The sequence below is a fragment of the Pseudomonas sp. P4_B4 genome, assembly GCF_056402255.1.
In genome coordinates this window covers 107,042-131,896 of sequence record NZ_JBFUHS010000006.1, presented here as the reverse complement: position 1 = coordinate 131,896, position 24,855 = coordinate 107,042, and the positions used below count along the sequence as shown (strand labels likewise).

The window sequence follows — 24,855 nt, the reverse complement described above, 5'->3', positions numbered from 1 at the left end:
CCTTTCGAGTTCGTTTTATATCAATCCATTCGATGGGAATGCTGCATTTTTTACGCTTTTTATCGATTGTTGCCTGTTGGATGATGGCCGTCATCACTCACCGGTCTCGCTTCGTGGCTCAGGCACCTGGCCCCATGACGAACCTTTTCTGGAGACGATCATGCTTGAACTCAGACCTTTCAACACCCTCGGCGGCGCTCACCACGGCTGGTTGGATGCTCACCACCATTTTTCGTTCGCCGAGTACTACGATCCCAAGCGCATGAACTGGGGCAACCTGCGGGTCTGGAACGACGACGTGATCGCTCCCGGCACCGGTTTCCCGCAACACCCGCACCGCGACATGGAAATCATCACCTATGTCCGCGAAGGCGCCATTACCCACCAGGATAACCTTGGCAACAAGGGCCGCACCGAAGCCGGTGACGTCCAGGTCATGAGCGCCGGCACCGGCATCGCCCACAGCGAGTACAACCTGGAAGCCACGCCGACCAGGATTTTCCAGATCTGGATCATCCCGAATGAGTCCGGCCTGGCCCCGTCCTGGGGCGCCAAGCCGTTCCCGAAAGGCAACCGCGAAGGTTTTGTCACCCTGGCCAGCGGCAAGGAAGGCGACGATCAGAGCCTGCGCATTCGCGCCGATGCGCGGCTGGTAGCGGCCAACCTAAAGGCCGGCGAGTCTGCCGAATATCCGCTGGACATGGGGCGTCGTGCTTACCTGGTGCCGGCCACCGGGGTCATTGAAGTCAATGGCTTGCGTGCACAGGCTCGAGATGGTGTCGCGGTTGCTGATGAGCAAGTGCTGCGGGTGACGGCCATCGAGGACAGCGAGATCGTTCTGGTGGATCTGGCGTGATCTTCGGCTTGCTCGCGAAAGCGGTGTTTCAGTCAACATTGATGTTGAAGCTGATACCGCCTTCGCGAGCAAGCCCGCTCCCACAGGGTTGTGTGCTTATTTCGCAGAAATGGCACCATCCACCAGCGTTTGCGCCTCAGCCACCAGTTGCTTGAGGTGGTCGTCGCTGACAAAGCTTTCGGCGTAGATCTTGTAGATGTCTTCCGTGCCCGACGGCCGTGCCGCGAACCAACCGTTCTCGGTCATGACCTTGAGACCGCCAATGGCCTGGTCATTGCCCGGTGCGTGGCTGAGGATGCTATGGATCGGTTCGCCGGCCAGTTGGGTCGAGGTGACCTGTTGCGGCGACAGCTTGCTCAACAGCGCTTTCTGCTCCGGATTGGCCTTGGCGTCGACCCGCACCGAGAACGGCTCACCCAGTTCATCGGTCAAGGCGCGATACGCCTGGCTCGGGTCGCGCCCGGTTCGGGCAGTCATCTCGGCGGCCAGCAGGGCCGGAATCAAACCGTCCTTGTCGGTGCTCCAGACGCCGCCGTCCTTGCGCAGGAACGAGGCACCGGCGCTTTCTTCGCCGCCGAAACCGAGGGATCCATCGAACAGGCCGTCGGCAAACCATTTGAAACCGACCGGCACTTCGTACAGGCGGCGACCCAGGCGCTTGGCCACGCGATCGATCAAGCCGCTGCTGACCACGGTTTTACCCACGGCAGCATCGGCGCGCCATTGCGGACGGTTCTGGAACAGGTAGTCGATGGCAACGGCGAGGTAGTTGTTCGGCGCCAGCAAACCACCGGACGGCGTGACGATGCCATGGCGGTCGTGGTCCGGATCGCAGGCAAACGCCACGTCGAAGCGTTGTTTCAGGCCAATCAGGCCTTGCATGGCGTGGCTGGACGATGGGTCCATGCGGATCTGGCCGTCCCAGTCGACGGTCATGAAACGGAAGGTCGGGTCGACCTCTTTGTTCACCACATCCAGGTCCAGGCGGTAATGCTCGGCAATCGCCGACCAGTAGCGCACCCCCGCTCCACCCAGCGGATCGACACCCAGGCGCAGCTTGGCATCGCGGATGGCGTCGAAGTCGATCACGTTGATCAGGTCGGCGACATAGGTATTGAGGTAATCGTGACGATGGGTGGTGCTGGCCTTCAGTGCCTGCTCGTAGCTGATGCGCTTGACGCCAGCGAGCTTGTTGGCCAGCAGTTCGTTGGCCTTGGCTTCGATCCACTTGGTGATGTGGGTATCGGCCGGACCACCGTTGGTTGGGTTGTACTTGTAGCCACCGCTTTGCGGTGGGTTGTGGGACGGCGTGATGACAATGCCGTCCGCCAGGCCGCTGGTGCGACCGCGGTTGTAGCAGAGAATCGCATGGGAAATGGCCGGTGTCGGCGTGTACTCGTCACCAGCGGCAATCATCACGGTCACGCCGTTGGCCGCCAGCACTTCGAGGGCGCTGGCGCCGGCCGGTGTGGACAGCGCGTGGGTGTCGATACCGACAAACAGCGGGCCATCGATGCCTTGAGCTTCGCGATACAGGCAGATCGCCTGGCTGATCGCCAGCACGTGCCATTCGTTGAAACTCAAGTCGAACGAGCTGCCCCGGTGCCCGGACGTGCCGAAGGCAACACGCTGGGTCGAAATCGCAGCATCAGGCTGGCCGGTGTAATAGGCCGTTACCAGTCGCGGGATGTCGACCAACAATTCTGCCGGTGCCGGTTTACCCGCAAAAGGACTGAGTGTCATGCAAAACCTCTGGAATAGAGTGGTTCAGGAATTGGGCCGCAGTTTACTGGCAGTTTGACCGCAAGGCGATGGGATCGATCCAACAGAGTCAAGGGTGTTATTTTTTGTCTCACTCACTCGATCGATTCCAGACGCAGCGCATCCCCCAACAAGCCCAGTGCGACAGCCAGATTGTGATCGCCGCCGAAGGTATGACTCAAGCGCAAATGCTGTCCGTGCAGACCGTGGAGGCTGAACAGTTCGCCCGGCGCGATGACCACTTGATGGGCCAGCAGGCGCTGGAACACACGACGGACATTGACCCGACGCAACGAGCGCACCCAGATCGTTGCTCCGCCTTCAGGCTCGACGAAATGCAAGGCATCCCCCAATCGCTCCTGCAATAGCAGGGTCATTTGACTCTTGCGCTCCTTGAGTAACCGCCGCAGCACCAGCAGGTGTTGATCGATGCGACCGCTGCAGTACAAGCGGGCGATGGCTTTCTGGCGAATCGGCGAGAGACGGAAGGAACGCAGCAGAAAGTGCCGTTGCAGTTCAGCGCTCAAATGCCTTGAAAGCAGATAACCATAGGGCGCTTCAGGCCCGATGATTTTCTCGAACGTAGAAAACACCATCAGCCGTTCAGGGTCCAGCAAGTCTCGAAAGCGCACGCCGCCCAGGTCGAATCCAAGTTCGCCATAACAGTCGTTCTCCAGCACCCAACTGTCATGCGCGGCCAAAAGCCGGGCAATGGCCTGCCTGTTTTCGTCAGGCGCCAGGCTGCCGCGGGGCATATTCAGGGCCGAGGACAGCATCACCAACCTTACCGGTTCGGTATCCAGCAGCATGTTGAGCCGTTCCGGATCCAGGCAGCCATCGGCTTGCACAGGCAACTCGATCACCCGCACGCAGGCGGCTTGAAACAAACGCAGGATCGTCCAGTCGCACGGCGATTCGACCACCACGGTGGCGTCTTTCAAGCCCAGCACGGCGATCAGGATTTCCAGTACACCGCGAAGGTCGGCGCCGATATAGACATCATCGGCGTGCCAGTAACGCATCGGAGACGTGGTGTAGCGGGCTGCCAGGGCGGTGCGCAATTCGAGCTCGCCGCAGGGTTGCGAAGGCGACTGCGGCTGGCGGGGATACTGGCGCAGCAGCTCTCGCTCCAAAAGCAACAAAGGACTGTCGAGCGGCTGCAGCAACGCCGGTTCATCGGTGCTCAGGACCAGCATCCCCGGGCGCCTGGCATTGACATAGACGGCTTCCAGCAGATCGCTGCCGCTGTCCTGCAGGTTGATCGAGGACACTGGCAACGCGTAGTAACCGGACTTGGCCACCGAATAGACGCGCCCTTCTTTCTCCAGCAGCGAATAGGCGTACTGAATGGTCGAGATCGACACATTGAGACGTTCCGCCAGATGCCGCAGCGACGGCAGGCGGATGCGCGAATCCCCTTCAGACTCGTTGATCAGGCTGACCAGGTATCGATAAACCGCCTGATAGGCGAAATCCGTTTCTCGTGGACCTTTCATGGGCGAAGGCCAACCGCACTGGCTGAAAATCCGCCCACGCTCAGTGACCCGCTGACCATTCATCCACCAATGTGATGCCGGCGTCAGGATCGCCCGGCGTATTTTGCGGCCCGCCCCTCTGGATGATTGCTTCAGCCGCCCCGCCAGCGCCTGCTGGCGTCCACTCCGTGCGGTAAAGCTGGCCAACCAGGCTGACGGGCAATCCGCTGACATCAATCATCCATTGCATGATCTGTTCGGCGACTGGATGCCCCTGCATGGCCCGATGCAACTCGGGCATGGCCACCAGCATGCCGGGATGGCACTGACGCAGGAAACGCTCAAGCCCCGCACCTTTTTCGATGAAAGGAGAAAAAAGCAGGCACACCAGCTGTGCTTCGCTCAGGCCCAGGTTCTTTTGCGCTTCGGCCGCCGCTCGGGCGCGCTGCTCGGTCAGTGTCGCCGGGTTGCCGAAGACCTCGATGGCCTGCTCGCACAAACGCTCGGGCAAGCGCTTGCGGCGCATCATCACCAAAGCGCGTTGCAGGTATTGCGCAATGCCGGACTCGTAATTGCGGCCCTGCACGTAGCACGCCTGCAACCCCCTGACGTGCGCCGAGATCAACGGGCTGATGAATTCGTTGTCGCTGATCTGCGCGGACAGTTCGTCCGGCTGGAACCGGAGAAACTCAGTCAGCAATGGCCAGCGCTCTTCCAGGTTGCTGACCAGCAGGTCGTGAATGTCGATGCAGGCCGTACGACGACACGTCTCAAAGCGCTCTTGCGGGCGCCACGGGGCCTGGCCGTAATCGGCGTAGAACGCGTGATAACAGTCGCTGCCCAGTTCATCGAGCAATGCAAACAATCCCGCATAACCGGCCTCTCCCGCGGGCGAAGGCTTGAGCCCTGCCTTGGTGGCGGCACGCTTCAAACCGTCGATGAACTGCTTCTGCTGACGCGGCGTGTCACTGATGAGCAACGCGTCGACACCACCGTCCCAGCGGGCGATTTGTCCATAGAACTCTCCCGTGGCCAGATAACCGTCATCCCACAGGTCGAACCCATCCCGCCACTCCCGGCGATGGCCGATCAGCAGCAGGTTCAGGCGACTGGACTCGCGACCGGCGTCGGAGATCGGCGTCAGGGGGTTGAACGGCAAGACTTCCCGATCATCGACCATCAACACCTCGACCCGGGGATCGTCATAGACAAACAATGCGCTGTTGGTCCGGTGCATGTTTTCCACGGCCGCGCCGTTTGCCCCGTTCAACCGCAACGAGGCTATGCGCAACTGGAATGTAGCCGGCGACCGAGTGGCAATGGTCAACTGCGCAGCACGCAACAGCGCCAGGGTGTAGCAGTTGTCACGGGCCCCGGACTGGATCGCCAACACCTTGTAATCGCCAATGCGCTCCATGCCCCCCGCCGCAACCGCCAGACGCTGAATCAACAATTGCAATGCAGTGCGTTCGGCACGAGAGAAAAAACCCAGCAATCGCTGCAGCACTTGTTGATAGACATAGTTCATCGCTTGGTCATGGATGCTGGTCATCGTTATTTACCTGATACTCGTAAGTTCAACATCGCGCAGACAGCAAATCCCGTTGGACTGTCTGCGCGAATGGAGTCATGGACTTTATTGCCAAATGCTAACACTTGAATTTTCTTGAAATCATTTGAAACGATCGCAGCGCCTCCTCGGGTTAACGACGACGTCAGGGCTGTAGTGCCCGGCTGGCAAGGGTTTCCCCGATTGAAAGCGGAGTCCTAGGAAATGTCCGACAAAGTCCCACAGACTCTTAATACAAGAAATAAAGAAGGAAGTTGTCGCTGTGTTTTTGGCAACTAAACAACAACAAACTAATTTGGAGATTTGCACCGACGGCGCACATTGAAAAGTTTCAGCCTGACACCCAGCCATGACTCATTCCTTGAGATGAAAGTAATCATTCAATTATCAGGGCTTAGTGGCTGATTAGAAGCTACAGATTACGAGCAAAAACCAGTTCAGTTGCTGGACCGGCCTGCGGATCGACGGGTTTCGGGGGCTGAAACGAAAGAGTCCGTGTGGGCACGGACTCTTGGATAGCTTCTTGGTAAGTATTACGCCGGTTCGACCTGCAGCGCGACCCTCTCGTGACACGGGCATTCGTCCATGTAGCGGTGTGCTTCGACAAACTCGGCAAACGGGAAGACCCGAGTCTTGAGCGGCAGCAGAACGCGGTCGGCGGTCAGCTGATTGATGTCGCGCAAGGCACGTTGCAGTGCAACCTGGTCCTGGGTGATGCCCAGTTCCGGCTTGCCAGTGAAGTTGCCGATGCAGTGCACGAAGAACTGAATATTCTTCTGGAACGCTGCGCAGGCCGGGAAAGGCGTCTGGTTGCCACCTTGCAGGCCGTACAGCACCAGGCTGCCGCGAGGTGCCAGCACATCGCCCAGCAACGACATCTGCGGACCGCCCAAACCATCGAACACCACATCCACGCCGCGGTTGTCTGTGATTTTGTTGACCCGCATCAGCAGATCTTCTTCCTCGGTAACGATGACTTTCTCGGCCCCCAGCGACAGCAGATACTCACGCTCTTCTGCTGACTTGGTTGCGGCAATCACTCGAACACCCAAGGCCTTGCCCAGCTGTACGAACGAAGGTCCGGCGCAATGGCTGGCGTCGGTCACCAGGGCAAACTGCCCGGGTTTGACCCGTGCCAGATCCGCATAGGCGAAATAGGCAATCAACAACGGCGTGTAGTGCACACTGGCTTCAATCGGGCTGAGAATGTCCGGATAACGGGTGACCGCCGAGCGCGGCAGAACGATCTGCTCGCCGTAAACCGGGTAGTCGTTCGGGCTTTGGGCCGGAAAGCTGGCAACCTTGTCACCCACTTCCAGGTCATCGATGCCATCACCGACAGCGGTGACGATACCAGCCATCTCCTGGCCAAGGCCTGAAGGCAGACGGGCATGGGACGGGGCCAGGTTCTGGCGCCAGAGAGTGTCATACCAACTGATGCCGATCGCCTCGACGCGCACCTGCACTTCGCCCGGTGCAGGCAGAGACGCCGCATGCTCTTCGCATTTGAGCACCTCGGCAGGACCAAACTTGTGAAAACGGATCGTGCGGGACATCGCAAACCTCGCCAAATGAACCTCTAATGCCTTGAACTCTAGCTGGGCTTTCAACCCAACACTATCTGTGGCTATTAATAGTCGACATGCCTGTCATTGATTCCGCAGCAGCGGCAACATCGTTAAATGCCGTAAGAAACCGAAACCGCTTTTGCAGGAAATCTGAATTACCCGGTGCAGAGTACCAGCCTTTCCCCGTAATATTCCTGCTGGCCATTGTTCTCATATGGCTGCCCACGTCAAGTTTGCTGACTCTGCCAGGACTCCAGATGAATCGTAATGACCTGCGTCGTGTCGACCTGAACCTGTTGATCGTTTTCGAAACATTGATGCACGAACGCAGCGTGACCCGTGCTGCGGAAAAACTGTTCCTCGGCCAGCCAGCCATCAGTGCGGCGCTCTCGCGCCTGCGCGGCTTGTTCGATGACCCATTGTTTGTGCGTACCGGCCGCAGCATGGAGCCGTCCGCCAGGGCGGTAGAGATCTTCGCCCTGCTCTCGCCGGCACTGGATTCGATTTCCACCGCCGTCAGCCGTGCCGCCGAGTTCGATCCTGCCACAAGTACCGCCGTGTTCCGCATCGGCCTTTCGGACGATGTCGAGTTCGCCTTGCTGCCAATGCTGCTCAAGCGCCTGCGTGCCGAATCGCCGGGGATTGTGCTGGTGGTGCGCAGGGTCAACTACATCCTGATGCCGGGGTTGCTGGCATCCGGCGAGATATCCATTGGTGTCAGCTACACCACCGACCTGCCGGCCAACGCCAAGCGCAAGGTACTGCGCCGCAGCCAGCCGAAGCTGTTGCGCGCCGACACCGTGCCGGGGCCGTTGAGCCTGGATGATTACTGCGCCCGCCCCCATGCACTGGTGTCGTTCGCCGGCGACCTCAGCGGCTTTATTGATGAAGAACTGGAAAAGCTCGGGCGCAAACGGCATGTGGTACTCGCAGTGCCGCAGTTCAACGGCCTGAGCACCCTGCTCTCCGGAACCGACATCGTGGCTACAGTGCCGGACTACACAGCCGATGCGCTGACTGCCGCCGGCGGTGTGCGAGCTGAAGATCCGCCGTTGCCGGTGCGCAGTTTCGAACTGCACATGGCTTGGCGCGGGTCGCAGGATAACGATCCGGGGGAGCGCTGGTTGCGGTCGCGGATTCAGATGTTTTTTGGCGACCCGGACAGCCTGGCTTGATCCCGGTTTTGCATGAGGGCTTCTGGCCCCTTCGCGAGCAGGCTCGCTCCCACATTGGTTCTGTGGTGCACATGATCCCCTGTGGGAGCGAGCCTGCTCGCGATGGCCGCACCTCGGGCTCCCGCCAAACTATTGCATCCAATGCAACACACAATTGTCATCAGTCCAGTTGATGACGACCGAACGCAAGGCGCAGGCTAGAGGGCTGGCTTGGGTCTTATATCATTCCGAATGATAGTTACCTTTGCCCCATTCGATTCGTGAGATACAAACCCGCCGCGCATCATTCGCCAATCTCAACACATTGGCGGATGCATCCATGGAACAGTCACTCAAACATTTGCGCTTCCCGTTGGCTTTGTTGGCCGTAGTGGTGATCAGCGCTTGCGGCAAGGCCCCGGAAACTGCCGCCAGCATGCCAGCAGCCAAGGTMAGCGTGGCCAAGGTGCTGGAACAACCGGTCAACGAGTGGGACGAATTCACCGGCCGCCTCGAAGCGCCGGAAACCGTCGAGATTCGTCCACGGGTCTCCGGCCAGATCGATGAAGTGGCGTTCACTGAAGGCGCCCTGGTCAAGAAAGGCGACCTGCTGTTCCAGATCGACCCGCGTCCGTTCCAGGCTGAGGTCCGCCGCCTCGAAGCCCTGGTTGCACAATCGCGCGCCAATGCCACCCGTAGCGAAAACGAAGCCCAGCGCGGTGAGCGTCTGCGTACCAGCAACGCCATTTCCGCCGAACTGGCCGACTCGCGTACCAGCGCCGCCCAGGAAGCCCGCGCCGCCGTCGGTGCCCTTCAAGCGCAACTGGATCTGGCCAAGCTGAACCTGAGCTTCACCCGCGTCACCGCACCGATCAGCGGCCGCGTCAGCCGTGCGGAAATCACCGCCGGCAACCTGGTGACCGCCGATACCACGCCACTGACCAGCGTCGTTTCCACCGACAAGGTGTACGCCTACTTCGACGCGGACGAACGTGTGTTCCTCAAGTACACCGAGCTCGCTCGCCAGGGCAAACGCGGCGCCACCACCCCGGTCTACATGGGCCTGTCCAACGAGGACGGCAACCCGCACCAGGGCGTGATGAACTTCGTCGACAACCAGGTCAACCCGAAGACCGGCACCATCCGTGGTCGCGCAGTGTTCGACAATAGCGATGGCAGCTACACACCGGGCCTGTATGCACGCCTGAAATTGGTGGGCAGCGGCACCTACAGCGCCATGCTGATCAATGACGAAGCGGTCGGCACTGACCTGGGCAAGAAGTTCGTGCTGGTGATGGATGGCGACAACAAGACCGCCTACCGCGCGGTGGAACTGGGTCCGAAGATCGAAGGTCTGCGCATCGTGCGCAACGGCCTGAACAAGGACGACACCATCATCGTCAAGGGCCTGCAACGGGTACGCCCTGGTTCACCGGTCACCCCTGAAGTGATTCCGATGGCCAGCGAACAAACCCTCGCGGCACTCGCACAACAACGCCAAGCGCTGGAAGCCAGCAACCTGCCCCAAGTCGCGCCTGCCAAGGTTGCGCCGGGTACGGCTGTGAAACTGGCTGCCACGACCCCACGCGGTTAAGGGATTTTTACGATGAATTTTTCCCAATTCTTCATTTCGCGGCCGATCTTCGCAGCGGTTCTATCGCTGTTGATCCTGATCGCCGGTGCGATCTCGCTGTTCCAGTTGCCGATCAGCGAATACCCGGAAGTGGTGCCGCCGACCGTGGTGGTCCGCGCCAACTTCCCGGGCGCCAACCCCAAGGTCATCGGCGAAACCGTGGCCGCGCCGCTGGAGCAAGCCATCACCGGCGTCGAGAACATGCTGTACATGTCCTCGCAATCCACCGCCGACGGCAAGATCACCCTGACCATCACCTTTGCCCTGGGCACCGACCTGGACAACGCCCAGGTGCAGGTACAGAACCGCGTGACCCGCACCGAGCCGAAACTTCCCGAGGAAGTGACGCGCATCGGTATCACCGTGGACAAGGCGTCGCCCGACCTGACCATGGTGGTGCACTTGACCTCGCCGGACAAACGCTACGACATGCTGTACCTGTCCAACTACGCCCTGCTCAACATCAAGGATGAGCTGGCGCGCCTGGGCGGTGTCGGTGATGTGCAGTTGTTTGGCATGGGCGATTACTCGCTGCGAGTGTGGCTCGACCCGAACAAGACCGCTTCGCGCAACCTGACCGCGACCGATGTGGTCACGGCGATCCGTGAACAGAACCGTCAGGTGGCGGCCGGTGCGCTGGGTGCGCCTCCTGCACCGAATGCCACGGCATTCCAGCTGTCGGTCAACACACAGGGCCGTCTGGTGTCCGAGGAAGAGTTCGAGAACATCATCATTCGCTCTGGCGACAACGGTGAAATCACTCGCCTCAAGGACATCGCTCGCGTCGAACTGGGCTCCAGCCAGTACGCCCTGCGTTCGTTGCTGAACAACCAGCCGGCGGTGGCGATCCCGATCTTCCAGCGTCCGGGCTCCAATGCCATCGAAATCTCCAACGAAGTTCGGGCAAAAATGGCCGAGCTGAAGAAGAGCTTCCCCGAAGGCATGGATTTCAGCATCGTCTATGACCCGACAATCTTCGTGCGTGGCTCCATCGAGGCGGTGGTTCACACCCTCTTCGAAGCGCTGATCCTCGTGGTGCTGGTGGTGATCCTGTTCCTGCAAACCTGGCGCGCCTCGATCATTCCATTGGTCGCTGTGCCGGTATCGCTGATCGGTACCTTTGCCGTGATGCATCTGTTTGGTTTCTCGCTCAACGCCTTGTCGCTGTTCGGCCTGGTACTGGCGATCGGTATCGTGGTGGACGATGCCATCGTGGTGGTGGAGAACGTCGAACGGAACATCGAGCTTGGATTGACCCCGGTCGAAGCCACCAAACGCGCCATGCGTGAAGTGACCGGCCCCATCATTGCCACGGCGCTAGTGCTGTGTGCGGTGTTTGTTCCTGCGGCGTTCATTTCCGGCCTGACTGGCCAGTTCTACAAGCAGTTCGCCCTGACCATCGCGATTTCCACGGTGATCTCGGCCTTCAACTCCCTGACCCTGTCGCCGGCCCTGGCCGCGGTATTGCTCAAGGGCCATGACGCGCCGAAAGACCGTTTCTCCAAGGTACTGGACAAGATTTTCGGTGGCTGGCTGTTCCGTCCGTTCAACCGCTTCTTTGAAAAGGCCAGCCATGGTTACGTCGGCACCGTTGCCCGTGTGATCCGCTCAAGCGGCATCGCCCTGCTGCTGTACGCCGGCCTGATGGTCCTGACCTTCTTCGGTTTCTCCAGCACCCCGACCGGTTTCGTCCCCGGCCAGGACAAGCAATACCTGGTGGCCTTCGCGCAACTGCCGGATGCCTCGAGCCTGGACCGTACCGAAGACGTGATCAAGCGCATGTCCGACCTGGCCCTGAAACAGCCTGGCGTGGAAAGTGCCGTGGCCTTCCCTGGCCTGTCGATCAACGGCTTCACCAACAGCCCGAACGCCGGCATCGTGTTCGTGACTCTAAAGCCGTTCGACGAGCGTAAAGACCCGAGCATGTCCGCCGGTGCGATTGCCGGTGCCTTGAACGGCCAATACGCGAACATTCAGGAAGCCTACATGGCGATCTTCCCGCCGCCGCCGGTACAAGGCCTGGGCACCATCGGTGGTTTCCGCCTGCAGATCGAAGACCGGGGCAACCTGGGCTACGAAGAGCTGTACAAGGAAACCATGAACATCATCAACAAGAGCCACAACGTGCCGGAACTGGCGGGCCTGTTCACCAGCTACACGGTGAACGTGCCGCAGGTCGATGCCGCTATCGATCGGGAAAAAGCCAAGACCCACGGCGTGGCCGTCAGCGACATCTTCGACACCCTGCAGATCTACCTGGGTTCGCTGTATGCCAACGACTTCAACCGCTTCGGTCGCACCTATCAGGTCAACGTTCAGGCCGAGCAACAGTTCCGCCTCGAGTCGGACCAGATCGGCCAGCTGAAAGTACGCAACAACAAGGGCGAGATGATTCCGCTGGCGACCTTCATCAAGGTCAGCGACACCTCAGGTCCCGACCGCGTGATGCACTACAACGGCTTCATCACCGCTGAAATCAACGGTGCGGCAGCCCCCGGCTACAGCTCCGGCCAGGCCGAAAAAGCCATCGAGAAACTGCTCAAGGAAGAACTGCCGAACGGCATGACCTACGAATGGACCGACCTGACCTACCAGCAGATCCTGTCCGGCAACACCGCGCTGTTCGTGTTCCCGCTCTGTGTGCTGCTGGCGTTCCTGGTACTGGCGGCCCAGTACGAAAGCTGGAGCCTGCCACTGGCGGTGATCCTGATCGTACCGATGACCCTGCTGTCGGCCATTACCGGGGTGATTGCGTCCGGTGGCGACAACAACATCTTTACCCAGATCGGATTGATCGTATTGGTGGGCTTGGCCTGTAAGAACGCGATCCTGATCGTCGAGTTTGCCAAGGACAAGCAACTGGAAGGCCTCAACCCGCTGGCGGCGGTTCTGGAAGCTTGCCGCCTGCGTCTGCGGCCGATCCTGATGACCTCCTTCGCGTTCATCATGGGCGTTGTGCCGCTGGTGTTCTCCAGCGGTGCCGGTGCCGAAATGCGTCATGCCATGGGTGTGGCAGTGTTCTCCGGGATGCTCGGGGTGACCTTCTTCGGTCTGTTGCTGACGCCAGTGTTCTACGTATTGATTCGTAACTTTGTCGAGCGCGGCCAAGCGCGTAAAGCCGCCAAGGCCGCCCTGAAGCTGGAGTCGCATTGATGAGTTTGAAAGCCTTCCTGCCGAGCCTGCTGGTACTGGCCCTGAGTGCCTGTGCCGTGGGCCCGGACTACAAGACGCCAACCACCGAGGCGGCCCACATCACGGCCGTCACCGATGGCGCCGCCGGCCAGAAGAACTTTGACCGTTCGCGTTTCGAAGGCATCTGGTGGCAGCAGTTCGAAGACCCGACCCTCAACCAGCTGGTGACGCAATCCCTGCAAGGCAACCGCGATTTGCGCGTCGCCTTCGCCCGCTGGAAAGCCGCACGGGCGATCCGCGACGACGTCAGCAACGACGCCATGCCGACCATCACCAGCCGCGTCAGCAGTGACCTGGGCAAAGGCCAGATTCCGGGCCAGGCCACCGACCGGGTCAACACTGAACGCTATGACCTGGGCCTGGACATGGCCTGGGAAATTGATCTGTTCGGCCGCATCCAGCGCAACCTGGAGTCGGCCAACGCCGAGCAACAGGCGTTCGAGGCCGATCTGTACCAACTGCAAGTCACCATGATTGCCGAACTGGTGGATTCCTACGGTCAACTGCGCGGCGCGCAGCTGCGGGAAAAGATCGCACTGGCCAACCTGCAGAATCAGCAGGAGTCGCGCAAGATCACGGTCAGCCTGCGTGATGCCGGTGTCGGCGATCAGCTCGATGTGGAGCGCGCCGATGCGCGACTGGCGTCGGTCGAAGCCAGCGTGCCACAACTGCAGGCCGAACAGATCCGGCAGAAAAACCGTATCGCCACCCTGCTGGGTGAACGTCCGGACAAGCTGACCGTGGACCTGAGCCCGAAAGACCTGCCGGCGATCGCCAAGGCGTTGCCGATCGGTGATCCGGGTGAATTGTTGCAACGCCGTCCGGACATTCGCAGTGCCGAGCGCCAATTGGCGTCGGCCACGGCACGTATCGGCGTGGCCAAGGCTGATCTGTTCCCACGGGTCAGCCTCAGTGGCTTCCTTGGCTTTACGGCCGGGCGCGGTTCGCAGATCGGTTCCTCGGCGGCCAACGCCTGGGCACTGGGCCCGAGCATCACTTGGGCAGCGTTTGACCTGGGCAGCGTGAAGGCCCGGTTGCGCGGTGCCGACGCCGATGCCGAAGGCGCCCTGGCGACCTACGAGCAGCAAGTGTTGCTGGCCCTGGAAGAATCGGAAAACGCCTTCAGCGACTACGGCAAACGCCAGCAGCGCCTGATCTCGCTGATTCGCCAGAGCGAATCGAGCCGCTCGGCCGCCGACCTGGCGGAGATCCGCTACCGCGAAGGCACGGCCGATTTCCTCGTGTTGCTCGATGCCCAGCGGGAACGCCTGGCGGCCGAAGACACTCAGGCCCAGGCCGAAGTCGACCTGTATCGCGGCATCGTCGCGATCTACAAGGCCCTCGGTGGCGGCTGGCAGCCGGAGACGGTCGCGAGCAATTAACCCGATGTGTTGAAGTGCTCCTTTGGTTGGCCGCAACCAACCAATTTCTTTGCCCTGCGTCTCATTCGGTCGCGGGGTTTTTTTGCCTTAACACAATACTGAAACCACCACAGTTCCCTGTGGGAGCGGGCTTGCTCGCGAAGGCAGTGCGTCAGTAAACATATGTATTGCCTGACACACCGTCTTCGCGAGCAAGCCCGCTCCCACAAGGGTTAACGGTGATCTTCAGTCCGATGGTTTTCCTGGACGGTCACAGTGGCCGTGGTCCCCGCCCGCAGGTTGTTTTTACCCGCATAGTCGGCATCGATCTCGATCCGCACCGGCACCCGTTGCGCCAGTTTGATCCAGGTGTAACTAGGGTTGATGTTGGCCAGCAGGCGGCCACCGGGCAGGTTTTCCCGGTCGGCAATGGCGAAGGCAATGCTCTGCACTTTGCCCCCAAACGTCTCGCCACTCATCAATTCGATCTTGACCCGGTCGCCCTCCCCGATCCGCGGCAACTTGGTTTCTTCAAAGTAACCGCTGACATAGAACGAGTCGCTGTCCACCAGCGCCAGCAATGGACCACCGGCCGCGGCATAGTCGCCCTCCCGGGTCAGCAGATTGGTGACATAGCCGGTTACCGGGGAAACGACGTGGGTACGCTGCAAATCGAGCTCGGACTGGGTCAAGGCCGCGATGGCAAGTTGCACGTTGGCCTGGGCCAACACCAGGTTGGCCTGATTACGCAGCAAGTCAGCCTGGGCCACCGACACATCGGTGTTGGCCTTTTCCCACTCTTCGCCGGAAATCGCCGAACGATCCTTGAGCGTGCGCCGCCGTTGCTCCTCGCTCTGACGTTGTTTGAGCAAGGCTTCGCTGGCGGTAATGGCCGCCTGGGCCTGCCCAAGTGAGGCTTTCGCCACCTCCACCGCGCGCTTGGCATGCTCCACCGAAAGGGTATAACGCGCCGGGTCGATCTCCAGCAGCGCCTGGCCTTTGTTCACATGTTGGTTGTCCTGCACGGCCAGGCTGACGATTCGCCCCGAAACATCGGCGGACAAGGTCACCACATCGGCACGCACCCGGGCATCCCGGGTCCAGGGCGCGCGGGTGTAATGCTCCCAGGCGAACCACCCCAGGATCAAGGCCAGCAGGACCACCGCCACCGTCGAGAGTCGGGAAAGGATGTTCTTCAAGGCATCAGGCTCCCATGACCAGAATCAACGTGGCGCAGACGCAGGCGTACAACGCGCCTTCGAACAATGCCTCGTGCCAGACAAACTGCAGCACCCCGAGGCGCCGCAACGTCCAGTCCAGCAACAGAAAAATCGGCAAGCCCAGCAGCAGCGCCTGAGCAATCGGGGGCAGATAGGCACCACCCACTTCCAGATCAATGGGCAAGGACAGGGTCTCCTTCAAGACCAGAGGGTTGAAAATAGCCGCGATAACGTTCAACGAACGACACCACGATCAACAGTGCCACACGCATGCGGAACACCGACCACAAGCGCTCATGAACATCGGTATGCAGGGCATCCAGGTCGTCGCCCAGGGCGTGGAGGCTATCAAGCACCTGCGCCACTTCGACCCCGGGCCGGCCGGCGACCAGCCTGCCCGTTTCCCGGACTGTCGAAAACAGGCGACTTTGCAGTTCCGGACTCAGCAATGCGTTGTTCTGCCCCTGCTGCCTGAGCTGATTCAAGGCAGTACCCAGTGCCATGCAGCCCAGGCTGACCTGGAACCGCTCACGTGATTGTGGCTCCCGGGCCGCCGGCAGCAACCCCAGCATCATGGTCAGGCGATCAACCATGCGGCTCTCGAACGCAAACTGCTGCTCATCGGTCGCCAAGGTTTTCAGCAAGGCGTACACCTGATCGCAGTTCTCTTTGTGGAGCCGGCGCATGCGCAAATCCGGCATGAACGGAAAGATCAGCGCGTAGACACTCAAGGCCAGCACGGTCGCGCAGGTATAAGCCCCGGCAAACTCAAACCACTGGATGGCGGTGTTCTGGCCAATCCCCACGTTCAACGGGCCGAGCAATAGAAACGTCGTGAGCCCCAGGCCAATCCCGGTACCTGTGGTGGGTGGACTGGCCAGCCCCACCGCAACGGCGTAGAGCAAGGGCGCCAGCAGCAAGGCAAGCATCTCGAAATTGCTGATCATCGGCACAAACATGAACTGAAGGAGCGCCGAGGCCACCAGTGCCAGCCCGAATCCCCTCGCGTAGCTTTGAACGGCCAGCAGCGGCCGTGGAAACGTCGACATCAGCGAGCAAAGGATGCCCACCAGCACCATCCCGCCTCGCGCACCGTCCCAGCCGGTTTCGATCCAGATCAGACCGGCGATCAACAGCGCGGAAAAAGCCCGGACGGCATTCATGGTCGCCAGGGTAAAGTCCAGGTGCAGCGGGTTTTCCCGCCCGCGAAACACGCTGCTGGCTGGGCGCCCGCTCTGGATGGCATCGCTCAATTCCAGAATCTGCTCCAGTTGCTGCAGCAGGCGCGCCTGCTCCCAGCGCAGCGACCAGGCCAGCGAACGCAAGGTGGCTGGCAGTGGCTCGGTCAATTGTTCGGCCCTGTAGGCCAGCTCATCAAAGCGTTGTTGCAGCGACGTGAAATGATGGCGCTTGTCACTGGACAGCGAACGCCCCTCCCGCGCCAGTTCATCGAGAAAGGCCAGTTCTTCGGCACGCAGCCGTTGAATTTCTTCAGGCAACTCGCCCTCCCAGCGCTCAGTCAACAGCAGCCGCTGGTGGCGCAAGGCGGTCAGCCGCGCGGTCAATAACACCAATTGGTTGCCCAGCAGTTGCACCAGACCGTTGGCACTGCGTAACCGTGGCGCATCGAAGTACATGTGTCGGCGCACGCCCTCCAGGCCGCTGATCTGACCCAGCAGTTGCATTTGCCGCTGCTGGAAATCGGCTTCGCTCTCTTCGGTGCGGATGACGGCGCTGGCATGGGTGGCCAGCAACCGGGTGATTTGATCGATCCTGGCGAAGTAATCCCGGGCCACGGCTTCTGGCCTGGCGGTAAGCAGGCTGACCACGCACACACAGGCAACCGCCAGCAGCGTCTCGGTGACGCGGGTCACCGCCAGCAAAAACATGCCGTCCTGGTCCGGCACCGCCAGCAAGGCCACCACCACGGCGGTGTAGCCGCTGAGGACAAACGCCCCGGAACTGGTATAGCGCAACAAGGTGCCACCGGCGGTGCACAACGCCAGCCACAACGCCAGCGTAGTGATGAAAGGCAACGGCGCCTGGGGAAAGATCGCCATGATCAGCACCGCAACAGCCGCGCCCGTCGTGGTGCCGATCACCTGGCCAAAGCTGCGCGCCAGCACCATGCCGCCCAGTGGCTGGCTGATGATGACCACGGCCATGATCGACCACTTGGGCTGGTCCAGATCGAACAAAAACGCCAGGTACAGGGTCAACAACCCGGCCGCAATGGTTCGCAGGGCAAACAGCAACACCCCGGGCCCGGGGTTGAGCATGGCCTTGAAGTACTGCAACAACGCTTGCATGGGAACACTCGTCGAAACACCTCCAGCAAGCGTAGTCACTGCTGCGGTGCCTCGAGAGGTTTTGCTGACGACGCAGCTTGCAGGCCCGTTGATTGTCGACTGAAGGGCTGTTCAACCGTTTGAATCGAGCGTGAGCGTCGTCAAGGTTTGACTCAAAGCCCGGCCTGACCGAAGCTGGCGCCTTTGCAAAAGCTTGCCAGCTTCCGGATTCCTGCATGCCCAAGTCTCGCCGCTATCTGTTTATCAGCCTCTTCGCCCTGCTCGTCATCGGTCTTGCGTGGTTTTCCCTGCGCGGTACCACCCCGGTGGTTCCCGAAGCCATCCAGCATGGCTACAGCGAAGCGCTGGCGGCAGCCCGGGCCGGCAAGCCAGGGGCCGCGCGGGTGCTCTATCAGCAACTGGCCCGTCCGGACCTGTCCCCCAAGCGTCGTGTCTGGCTGCATGCCGAACTGCCCAACTACCCAAGTTCGGTGGCCCTGAAACTGGCGGATGCCGACTTGCAGAACGAGTCGCCTGAAGTGCGTATCGCTGCGATCCGAAGCATCAGCGGCCTGGTGCCCAACGGCCAGCGCAGTTTGCTGCTGGGGCCATTGCTCGATGACAGCGAGCAAAGTGTTCGTTTGGCCGCAATCAACGCGCTGCTGGGGTTGTCCCCGGATGATCTGGGTTTGTATTTCGGGCCGCTGGAACAAGCCATCGATGCCTGGGAGCAAGTGCTCAAGAGCGCGCCGCAAAGCGCCGAAAATCAATACCAACTGGCCCAGCTGCACCTGCACAATGCCGAGCTAAAGGAAGCGCAACAGGCGCTGGACAATACCCTGCGCCTGGCGCCGGACAACCTGCCGGCGCTGGTGCTGCAAATCGAGGTGCTGGATAAACAGGGCCAGAACGACGCCGCCCGGCAACTATTGGCCAGGCAACTGCAGGCACAGCCCAACTCGGCCTACCTGCAACATGCCCTGGGGCTCTGGCTGCTGCATCACGAGCAAAGCGAATTCGCCCTGCTCGGCCTGTCCAAGGCCGTTGAACTTGAGCCCAATAACCGGGATTACCGCTACGACCTGGCCACCACGTTGCATGGTGAACAGGAGCTCGAAGCGGCACAGAAACAGTTGCAGGAAATCGTTCAGCGCCATCCGAACGATCGCAAGGCTCGGGTGCTGTTGATCAATTACTGGAAGGAAAGCGGGCAACTGCAAAACGTGCAGATCCTGTTGGCCCAACTCGAACAGATGAACCCCGACGATCCGTCGTTGCAACAAGGGCTTTGACCCCGCCTGAAATTTCGTTGAACCGTCGTCCCGGCCCAGGGTCAAGTGAAAAGGCAGCCCGTTGCGGCACTTCGCAGCGGCTGCCTCGTTGACCCTGGCCATGTGAGGACGTTTGTTTGTCTCTATCTAACGATTTGAACCAAGCCAAGGCCGCCACCGGTATCGAAGGTCTGGACGCTATCCTCGACGGCGGATTGTCCCATGGATGGCAGCTGGACAATATCCCGTGAAGGCCGTGCAAGCGACACCCGAACGCGCCATCATCCTTGCACCGCGGGGGCGCGACGGCCAGATGACTTTGATGACGCTCAAAAAGGCAGGGCTCCACGGGGTGATCAGTCGCGACCTGCCGGGATTGTGCGCCGAGCTGGAACAGGGTGCCGGCCTGCTGCTGATCTCTTCCGAGGCGCTGCTGGGTGCTGATCTCGAACCGCTGATCCGCCTGATTGAACAACAGCCCGCGTGGTCGGACCTGCCGATCGTGTTGATGACACACCATCGTGGCCCACAACAGAACCCGGCATCATGCTTCGGCGCGCAATTGGGCAATGTCACCTTCCTTGAACGGCCTTTTCACCCGGTCACACTGATCAGTCTGGTCACCACCGCCTTGCGCGGGCGACGACGACAGTACGAAGCCAGGGATCGGCTGATCGATCTGAGCCAGAGCGAGTTGCGCCTGCAAAACACCCTCGAAACCCTTGAACAGCAGGTGGAGGAGCGCACCACGCAACTGCGCCACAACGAAGAAGTGCTGCGCCAGTCACAGAAAATGGAAGCGGTAGGCCAGCTCACCGGCGGCATCGCCCACGACTTCAACAATATGCTGACTGGCATCATCGGCAGCCTGGAATTGTTGCGCCGACGCCTGGCCCGGGGGCGAACCGAAGACCTCGACAGCCTGATCGATCTGGGGGTGACTTCGGCCAACCGCGCGGCGGGTCTGACTCACCGCCTGCTGGCGTTTTCCCGCCGCCAGTCGCTGGACTCCAAGCCCGTGGAGATGAACAGCCTGGTGATCTCCATGGATGAACTGCTGCAGCGCAGCATCAACGAAAGCATTCGTCTGGACATGCAACTGGACGAGCAACTGTGGGTGGCCGAAGCCGACCCCAATCAACTGGAAAGCGCCCTGCTCAACCTGGTGATCAATGCCCGCGATGCCATGCCCAATGGCGGCAGACTGGTGGTCTCTACCTCGAACCAGCACTTTGATGAGGACTTCACCCAAGGCCAGAGCAATCTCGATGCGGGTGACTACGTGGTGCTCAGCGTGACCGACACCGGCTGTGGCATGCCGCAAAGCACCATCAACCGCGCCTTCGACCCGTTCTTCACCACCAAGCCCATCGGCCAGGGCACCGGCCTCGGGCTATCGATGATCTACGGTTTCAGCAAACAGTCGGGTGGCCACGTCGCTATCCACAGCGAAGTGGGCAAAGGCACCACAGTGAGTCTGTTTCTGCCGCGCTTTGGCGGTGACCTGCACCAGGACCATCCGCTGGACGTCGTACATTCACTCCTCGCCAATAATGGCGAGACGGTATTGATTGTCGAGGACGATCCGGCGGTGCGGGTCCTGGTCAGTACGGTGTTGAGCGATCTGGGTTATGCCTTCGTCGAGGCGTGTGATGGTGATAGCGCCGTGCCAATACTCGATTCGCCTCAGCGCATCGACCTGCTGATCAGCGATGTCGGCCTGCCCGGCATGAATGGCCGGCAACTGGCGGAAATCGGCCGGCAACTGCGACCCGACCTCAGGGTACTGTTCATCACCGGCTACGCCGAGCACGCCGCGGTGCGCGGCGGGTTCCTCGATCCGGGCATGCAGTTGATCACCAAGCCGTTTACCTTCGACCTGTTGACGGCGAAGGTCAGGGAGATGATTTGCCAGTAGTCCTCTGGCACTCCCGGTACAAGGCTAACATTGCGCTCAATTCCCGAGCCTTTCTTCTGAGAACAAATCGGAGCAAGTGTTTAACACACTTGAAATTTAGTCCTTGGAGAGAAAACAACCAACATAAATACAATCCGCACGTGAGTGCGCGGCATCACTACTTTGCACAGTCCGAAAAGACTTAATACAGCTTTAATCCAGGGTAGGCCACATCCAAAACCTCAGTCGCCGAGTGATAACCAGCACCCACATAAAACGCAACGGCCGACTTCGCCAAAGACCGTTTATCATCTTCGCTCAGGTTGGTTTTCAAAACAGTTGCCCCCACCATAATACAGGCAGCACTTCCAGAAACTGAACCTATTATGGGCAAATCGTTATCAAATGACCTCTCAATAAAAGGAGCGGTAGAAATTATTTCCCCTTCAACACGTTCATGTATAAAGGTCCTAACCTGAGGGCGAATTCTAGATAGGCCAGGAATAAGTAAAAACTCTTTTTCATCGTCAGAAAGCAAGGAAAATGTTTCCTTGTCCAGTATGCCGCTTTCGTCTCTACGCTCTTCTCTTATAATTCCAGTCCGACCTCTCTTGCCAAACAGATTATCAGGCATATACCGTGAAATCGCAGACGATACTTGTTGACTGTTCGCCCCATTGAGCATAAACGCATGTTCGTCGAGGCTGCCCGACCCGCGAGTTATCAAGTAGGCGCCAAAATCTTTTATTAATCGTACTTTGTTTGCAAACGAAACAGGTTCGAGAGGTGCATCATCGGAGAGAATATTTTTCACCTCATTTAGTCCTCCCGAGATTTCGCCATACTCGCCTACATTAAGCGCCCTCCCTAGCCAGAAGTTAAAAAAGTCCGCCGCCCGAGGATCGCCTTCTATACTGGAAACAAGTCCATGTAATTTTTTGGATAATTCCGAAATTATCCCGGCAACTGATGCAGGATTTCTAATTATTGTTGCGGCATAGAAAGTTTCTGCTTTCGCTTTTTCAATATTATTAAAGTTTGTGTCATGCCGAGGCGCTCCATGAAACTCCACAGTATGCGATGCACCTTTAGCGACTAAACCAGTTGGATCACTGTAATTGACTGGGTTACTCCTGACCATCCGATACAGGTTCAACCCATCTATCGCTCCCGCCGGATCTGCACTCAACCAACGCTGCCGCCAAGGCATGTAATAGCGAAATCCGTAGTAGTACAGCCCCGTTGCATCGCGCTCTTTTCCTGAATAACGAATCGTCTTGTAGCTGGCCTCAACCTTGTCTCGACCCGCCCACCAGGCTGTGCCGCCATAGGAGTAGAAGTTTTCCTGGCTGATGATGTTGGCGTCTTCATCCAGTTCCAGCGTGCTTGATCCCAGATGGTCAGCAAGACAATAACGGAATTGGGTCCTGGCAATTGCCTTCGGCTGACCTGTTTCCCAGTGCAGTACTCGTACGGTGCATCCGCCAATCTGGACACTGATGACATGCAGAATTTCATTCGGACCGGTGCGGACCTCCACGCCCGGCAAGTAGCGGGTTTCATGGGTACGGCTCAATGTGCCGGTATAAGCCGTACGGATCTTTCGTACGCGCTGATCATCGCCGTCATAGACATAGATCTCCGTGTCTGCAGGTTCGTCCTCGCGCACCACCTGATCGACCTGACGCAGGCGGTTGTGTGCATCCCAGTGCAGTGTCTGTCCCCGTTGCAGCACTTTGAGATTGCCACAGGCGTCATAAGCAGCATCAATTTCACTGTCACCTGGCGATTCAATTCCATCGCCCCAAGGCAGGCTTCGGTTGCTCAAGGTTGCAACGGCCGTTCGCTCGGTTCGACTTGCGCTGTCAGCGTGGTGATGCAGGATCTCCAGGTTGCCACCGGCGTCGTAGTTGAACGTCTGGATATAGTTCTCCAGTTGGCCAGGATCCGGTGGCGAAACGAATGCAGGTAAATGGGGGCCGCCCGAGGCATTGCAGCGTTGTCGACCGCTGGCTTTGATAAGTTGGCCGAGGGTGTCGTACTGCCAGATGCTGATCGCGGCAACGCTTTGATTGCGCGAGTAGCGGATCGCCTGGGTGGCGTCAGTGATACGAATCGGGTTACCGACTGGATCATAGGCATACGTCAGATGCTGCAACGGCGGCTGATTTGCCAGTTGCGCTTGCAGCGTTGTCAGGCGCCCATCCTCGGGATCGAAAACGGTACGAGTTACTACGCCATTGCCGGCCGTTTGCTGCTCTGTTTGCCCAGAGGCGTTGTATCGAATGTCACTTACAAGCGTGATTTCGTCATGGGCTCCGAACAGCTTGATGCGTGTTTCCAACAATTCCCCGGCGACGCTCTGACGCTGGTTTTGCTCATTGCCCAATGCGTCTACAAGACGTACCGACTCGCCGACACTGTTAAAACCAATTTGTGTGAGCGACCCTTGAGGCTCGAGCAATTTATCGCGCTCGGTTTCGCTCACTGGCCAGTCAGGCAATTGAATCTGCGCCAGAAAGCGACGAGTCTGCTGCAAACATGCACCGAACAAACTGAATTCGCTGAAGTGCTGAGTACCCGCACCGTCATCGTGACGGATCAACTGAGCGCAGCGATTGTGCCTGGCGGATTCTTGCGAATTGTCACCGTACGCAAAACAAGCCGTGCGCTGTTCTTCACCTGTCGCCGATTCAAAAACACCCTCTGGGCGGGATGAACAATCGTAGGTCATACGCAGGTGATTAAGTTTCTGGTCCCAATCTTCCAGCCTTTGCTGGGCAGATCCGTAAAGACTAACCCGCCATCCGGCGTCCAGACTCACAGAGAGCAAAGGCTGCCCGGTGAGCGTGGTGATTGTGGTTTGATTGGCGGGAGTGGACTTATCGCCTTCAAATAGGGCAAAAAGCCGCGGATCGCGGCTGTAACTGACTCGGTTTGGAGTGCTGTAGATATGTTGGGTGATGCGAGCCTCGGGGGCTCGTTGATCCGAGCAACGATGATAGGCGATCTCACGTACGACGGCGCGACGCGGATCAATCACTGAAAGTGTCGGTGTATGTCTGTGCATCGCACTCGCTCCGGATTGACATGCAGGGGATTAGCCACATGACGTCCGGAACGTTTATCTGCTGATACAGCACCACCGTCAACTGTCAGAAATTACAGGTACGCGCACGGCCAATGCTCTTACGAAAGCATGTCCTGCATCAATTCCTGCAATTTATCCAGATCGAACGGTTTGTCCAGGATCGGCGCCTTGCGCGTGATCGGGCTGTCGGTCTCACGGATTTCCTGGGCATAGCCGCTGATGAAAATCACCTTGAGTTCCGGTCGCAGCTTCACGGCGGGCTCGGCGATCTGCACGCCAGAGATTCCACCGGGCAGGCGGAAGTCGGTGATCATCATGTCCAGGTGCGGTTTGCTCGCCAGGATTTCAAAAGCCTGTTCGCCGTTTTCGGCCTGCAACACGCGGTAACCCTCGCCCGACAGATAAGCGGACAGCACCATCAGAATCGAGGGATCGTCCTCGACGACGAGTACTACATCTTGTGCATCTTCGCTCATGGGAAGCCTTTGTTCGGTCAATTGCTGCTGATACGACCGTGG

General features: G+C 59.4%; 16 protein-coding genes. 7 read left to right on the top strand and 9 right to left on the bottom strand.

Annotated features, from left to right (window positions below; genetic code table 11):
* Positions 1-160: 160 nt before the first annotated feature.
* Positions 161-856, top strand: a complete 696-nt coding sequence (locus AC1DVE_RS09365; RefSeq protein WP_223453866.1) for a pirin family protein — start codon at positions 161-163, stop codon at positions 854-856.
* Between the two features lie 96 nt (positions 857-952).
* Here AC1DVE_RS09365 and pgm read toward each other — a convergent pair whose 3' ends face one another.
* The 4 genes from pgm to AC1DVE_RS09345 all read right to left on the bottom strand — a co-directional run bounded on the left by pgm (position 953) and on the right by AC1DVE_RS09345 (position 7,218).
* Positions 953-2,599: a phosphoglucomutase (alpha-D-glucose-1,6-bisphosphate-dependent) gene (gene pgm, locus AC1DVE_RS09360; RefSeq protein WP_223532390.1), complete on the bottom strand. Its 1,647-nt coding sequence runs from the start codon at positions 2,597-2,599 to the stop codon at positions 953-955.
* 113 nt (positions 2,600-2,712) lie between these two features.
* On the bottom strand, positions 2,713-4,113 hold the full coding sequence (locus AC1DVE_RS09355; protein WP_223532388.1) for an aminotransferase-like domain-containing protein: 1,401 nt from the start codon (positions 4,111-4,113) through the stop codon (positions 2,713-2,715).
* 40 nt (positions 4,114-4,153) lie between these two features.
* Positions 4,154-5,644 (bottom strand): hypothetical protein, encoded by a 1,491-nt coding sequence (locus tag AC1DVE_RS09350; RefSeq protein ID WP_223453873.1) that lies wholly within the window; start codon positions 5,642-5,644, stop codon positions 4,154-4,156.
* Positions 5,645-6,195: 551 nt separating this feature from the next.
* Positions 6,196-7,218, bottom strand: a complete 1,023-nt coding sequence (locus AC1DVE_RS09345) for a zinc-dependent alcohol dehydrogenase family protein (protein WP_223453875.1) — start codon at positions 7,216-7,218, stop codon at positions 6,196-6,198.
* 269 nt (positions 7,219-7,487) lie between these two features.
* On the opposite strand from AC1DVE_RS09345, the gene AC1DVE_RS09340 reads away from it, so the two are divergent.
* From AC1DVE_RS09340 to AC1DVE_RS09325, 4 genes are all read left to right on the top strand, one after another.
* Positions 7,488-8,405 carry a LysR family transcriptional regulator gene (locus AC1DVE_RS09340; RefSeq protein ID WP_096511328.1) on the top strand — a complete coding sequence of 306 codons (918 nt, stop codon included), beginning with the start codon at positions 7,488-7,490 and terminating at the stop codon, positions 8,403-8,405.
* 319 nt (positions 8,406-8,724) lie between these two features.
* A complete protein-coding gene (gene mexE, locus AC1DVE_RS09335) occupies positions 8,725-9,978 on the top strand; it encodes a multidrug efflux RND transporter periplasmic adaptor subunit MexE (protein WP_223453876.1) in 1,254 nt (417 codons plus the stop codon).
* 12 nt (positions 9,979-9,990) lie between these two features.
* Positions 9,991-13,170 carry an efflux RND transporter permease subunit gene (locus AC1DVE_RS09330; RefSeq protein WP_223453878.1) on the top strand — a complete coding sequence of 1,060 codons (3,180 nt, stop codon included), beginning with the start codon at positions 9,991-9,993 and terminating at the stop codon, positions 13,168-13,170.
* Complete coding sequence (locus AC1DVE_RS09325; protein ID WP_223453880.1) at positions 13,170-14,591, top strand: efflux transporter outer membrane subunit; 1,422 nt, start codon at positions 13,170-13,172, stop codon at positions 14,589-14,591. Before AC1DVE_RS09330 ends, AC1DVE_RS09325 begins: the two co-directional genes overlap by 1 nt.
* Positions 14,592-14,803: 212 nt before the next feature.
* On the opposite strand, the gene AC1DVE_RS09320 is transcribed toward AC1DVE_RS09325, so the two are convergent.
* Genes AC1DVE_RS09320 through AC1DVE_RS09310 form a run of 3 tightly spaced genes read right to left on the bottom strand, consistent with a single transcriptional unit; the run spans position 14,804 to position 18,099 of the window.
* Complete coding sequence (locus AC1DVE_RS09320; RefSeq protein ID WP_223453881.1) at positions 14,804-15,769, bottom strand: HlyD family secretion protein; 966 nt, start codon at positions 15,767-15,769, stop codon at positions 14,804-14,806.
* 4 nt (positions 15,770-15,773) lie between these two features.
* Positions 15,774-15,974, bottom strand: a complete 201-nt coding sequence (locus AC1DVE_RS09315) for a DUF1656 domain-containing protein (RefSeq protein ID WP_032829912.1) — start codon at positions 15,972-15,974, stop codon at positions 15,774-15,776.
* Positions 15,964-18,099: an FUSC family protein gene (locus AC1DVE_RS09310; RefSeq protein WP_223543038.1), complete on the bottom strand. Its 2,136-nt coding sequence runs from the start codon at positions 18,097-18,099 to the stop codon at positions 15,964-15,966. The genes AC1DVE_RS09315 and AC1DVE_RS09310 overlap by 11 nt, the downstream gene beginning before the upstream one ends.
* Positions 18,100-18,314: 215 nt before the next feature.
* On the opposite strand from AC1DVE_RS09310, the gene AC1DVE_RS09305 reads away from it, so the two are divergent.
* Positions 18,315-19,370, top strand: a complete 1,056-nt coding sequence (locus tag AC1DVE_RS09305) for a tetratricopeptide repeat protein (RefSeq protein WP_477783896.1) — start codon at positions 18,315-18,317, stop codon at positions 19,368-19,370.
* 226 nt (positions 19,371-19,596) lie between these two features.
* Complete coding sequence (locus AC1DVE_RS09300) at positions 19,597-21,267, top strand: ATP-binding protein (protein ID WP_477783895.1); 1,671 nt, start codon at positions 19,597-19,599, stop codon at positions 21,265-21,267.
* 181 nt (positions 21,268-21,448) lie between these two features.
* Here the strand turns inward: AC1DVE_RS09300 and AC1DVE_RS09295 are convergent, their stop codons facing one another.
* Both AC1DVE_RS09295 and AC1DVE_RS09290 read right to left on the bottom strand, forming a co-directional pair.
* Positions 21,449-24,316, bottom strand: coding sequence for an RHS repeat domain-containing protein (locus AC1DVE_RS09295; RefSeq protein WP_223532376.1), 2,868 nt, complete (start codon positions 24,314-24,316; stop codon positions 21,449-21,451).
* A gap of 119 nt (positions 24,317-24,435) precedes the next feature.
* Positions 24,436-24,813: a response regulator gene (locus AC1DVE_RS09290; protein ID WP_007970583.1), complete on the bottom strand. Its 378-nt coding sequence runs from the start codon at positions 24,811-24,813 to the stop codon at positions 24,436-24,438.
* Positions 24,814-24,855 lie beyond the last annotated feature (42 nt).

Coding starts and splice junctions, on each gene's coding strand:
- AC1DVE_RS09365 (WP_223453866.1), top strand. CDS start 161: ATGCTTGAACTCAGACCTTTCAACACCCTCGGCGGCGCTCACCACGGC.
- pgm (WP_223532390.1), bottom strand. CDS start 2,599: ATGACACTCAGTCCTTTTGCGGGTAAACCGGCACCGGCAGAATTGTTG.
- AC1DVE_RS09355 (WP_223532388.1), bottom strand. CDS start 4,113: ATGAAAGGTCCACGAGAAACGGATTTCGCCTATCAGGCGGTTTATCGA.
- AC1DVE_RS09350 (WP_223453873.1), bottom strand. CDS start 5,644: ATGACCAGCATCCATGACCAAGCGATGAACTATGTCTATCAACAAGTG.
- AC1DVE_RS09345 (WP_223453875.1), bottom strand. CDS start 7,218: ATGTCCCGCACGATCCGTTTTCACAAGTTTGGTCCTGCCGAGGTGCTC.
- AC1DVE_RS09340 (WP_096511328.1), top strand. CDS start 7,488: ATGAATCGTAATGACCTGCGTCGTGTCGACCTGAACCTGTTGATCGTT.
- AC1DVE_RS09330 (WP_223453878.1), top strand. CDS start 9,991: ATGAATTTTTCCCAATTCTTCATTTCGCGGCCGATCTTCGCAGCGGTT.
- AC1DVE_RS09325 (WP_223453880.1), top strand. CDS start 13,170: ATGAGTTTGAAAGCCTTCCTGCCGAGCCTGCTGGTACTGGCCCTGAGT.
- AC1DVE_RS09310 (WP_223543038.1), bottom strand. CDS start 18,099: ATGCAAGCGTTGTTGCAGTACTTCAAGGCCATGCTCAACCCCGGGCCC.
- AC1DVE_RS09305 (WP_477783896.1), top strand. CDS start 18,315: ATGCCCAAGTCTCGCCGCTATCTGTTTATCAGCCTCTTCGCCCTGCTC.
- AC1DVE_RS09295 (WP_223532376.1), bottom strand. CDS start 24,316: ATGCACAGACATACACCGACACTTTCAGTGATTGATCCGCGTCGCGCC.
- AC1DVE_RS09290 (WP_007970583.1), bottom strand. CDS start 24,813: ATGAGCGAAGATGCACAAGATGTAGTACTCGTCGTCGAGGACGATCCC.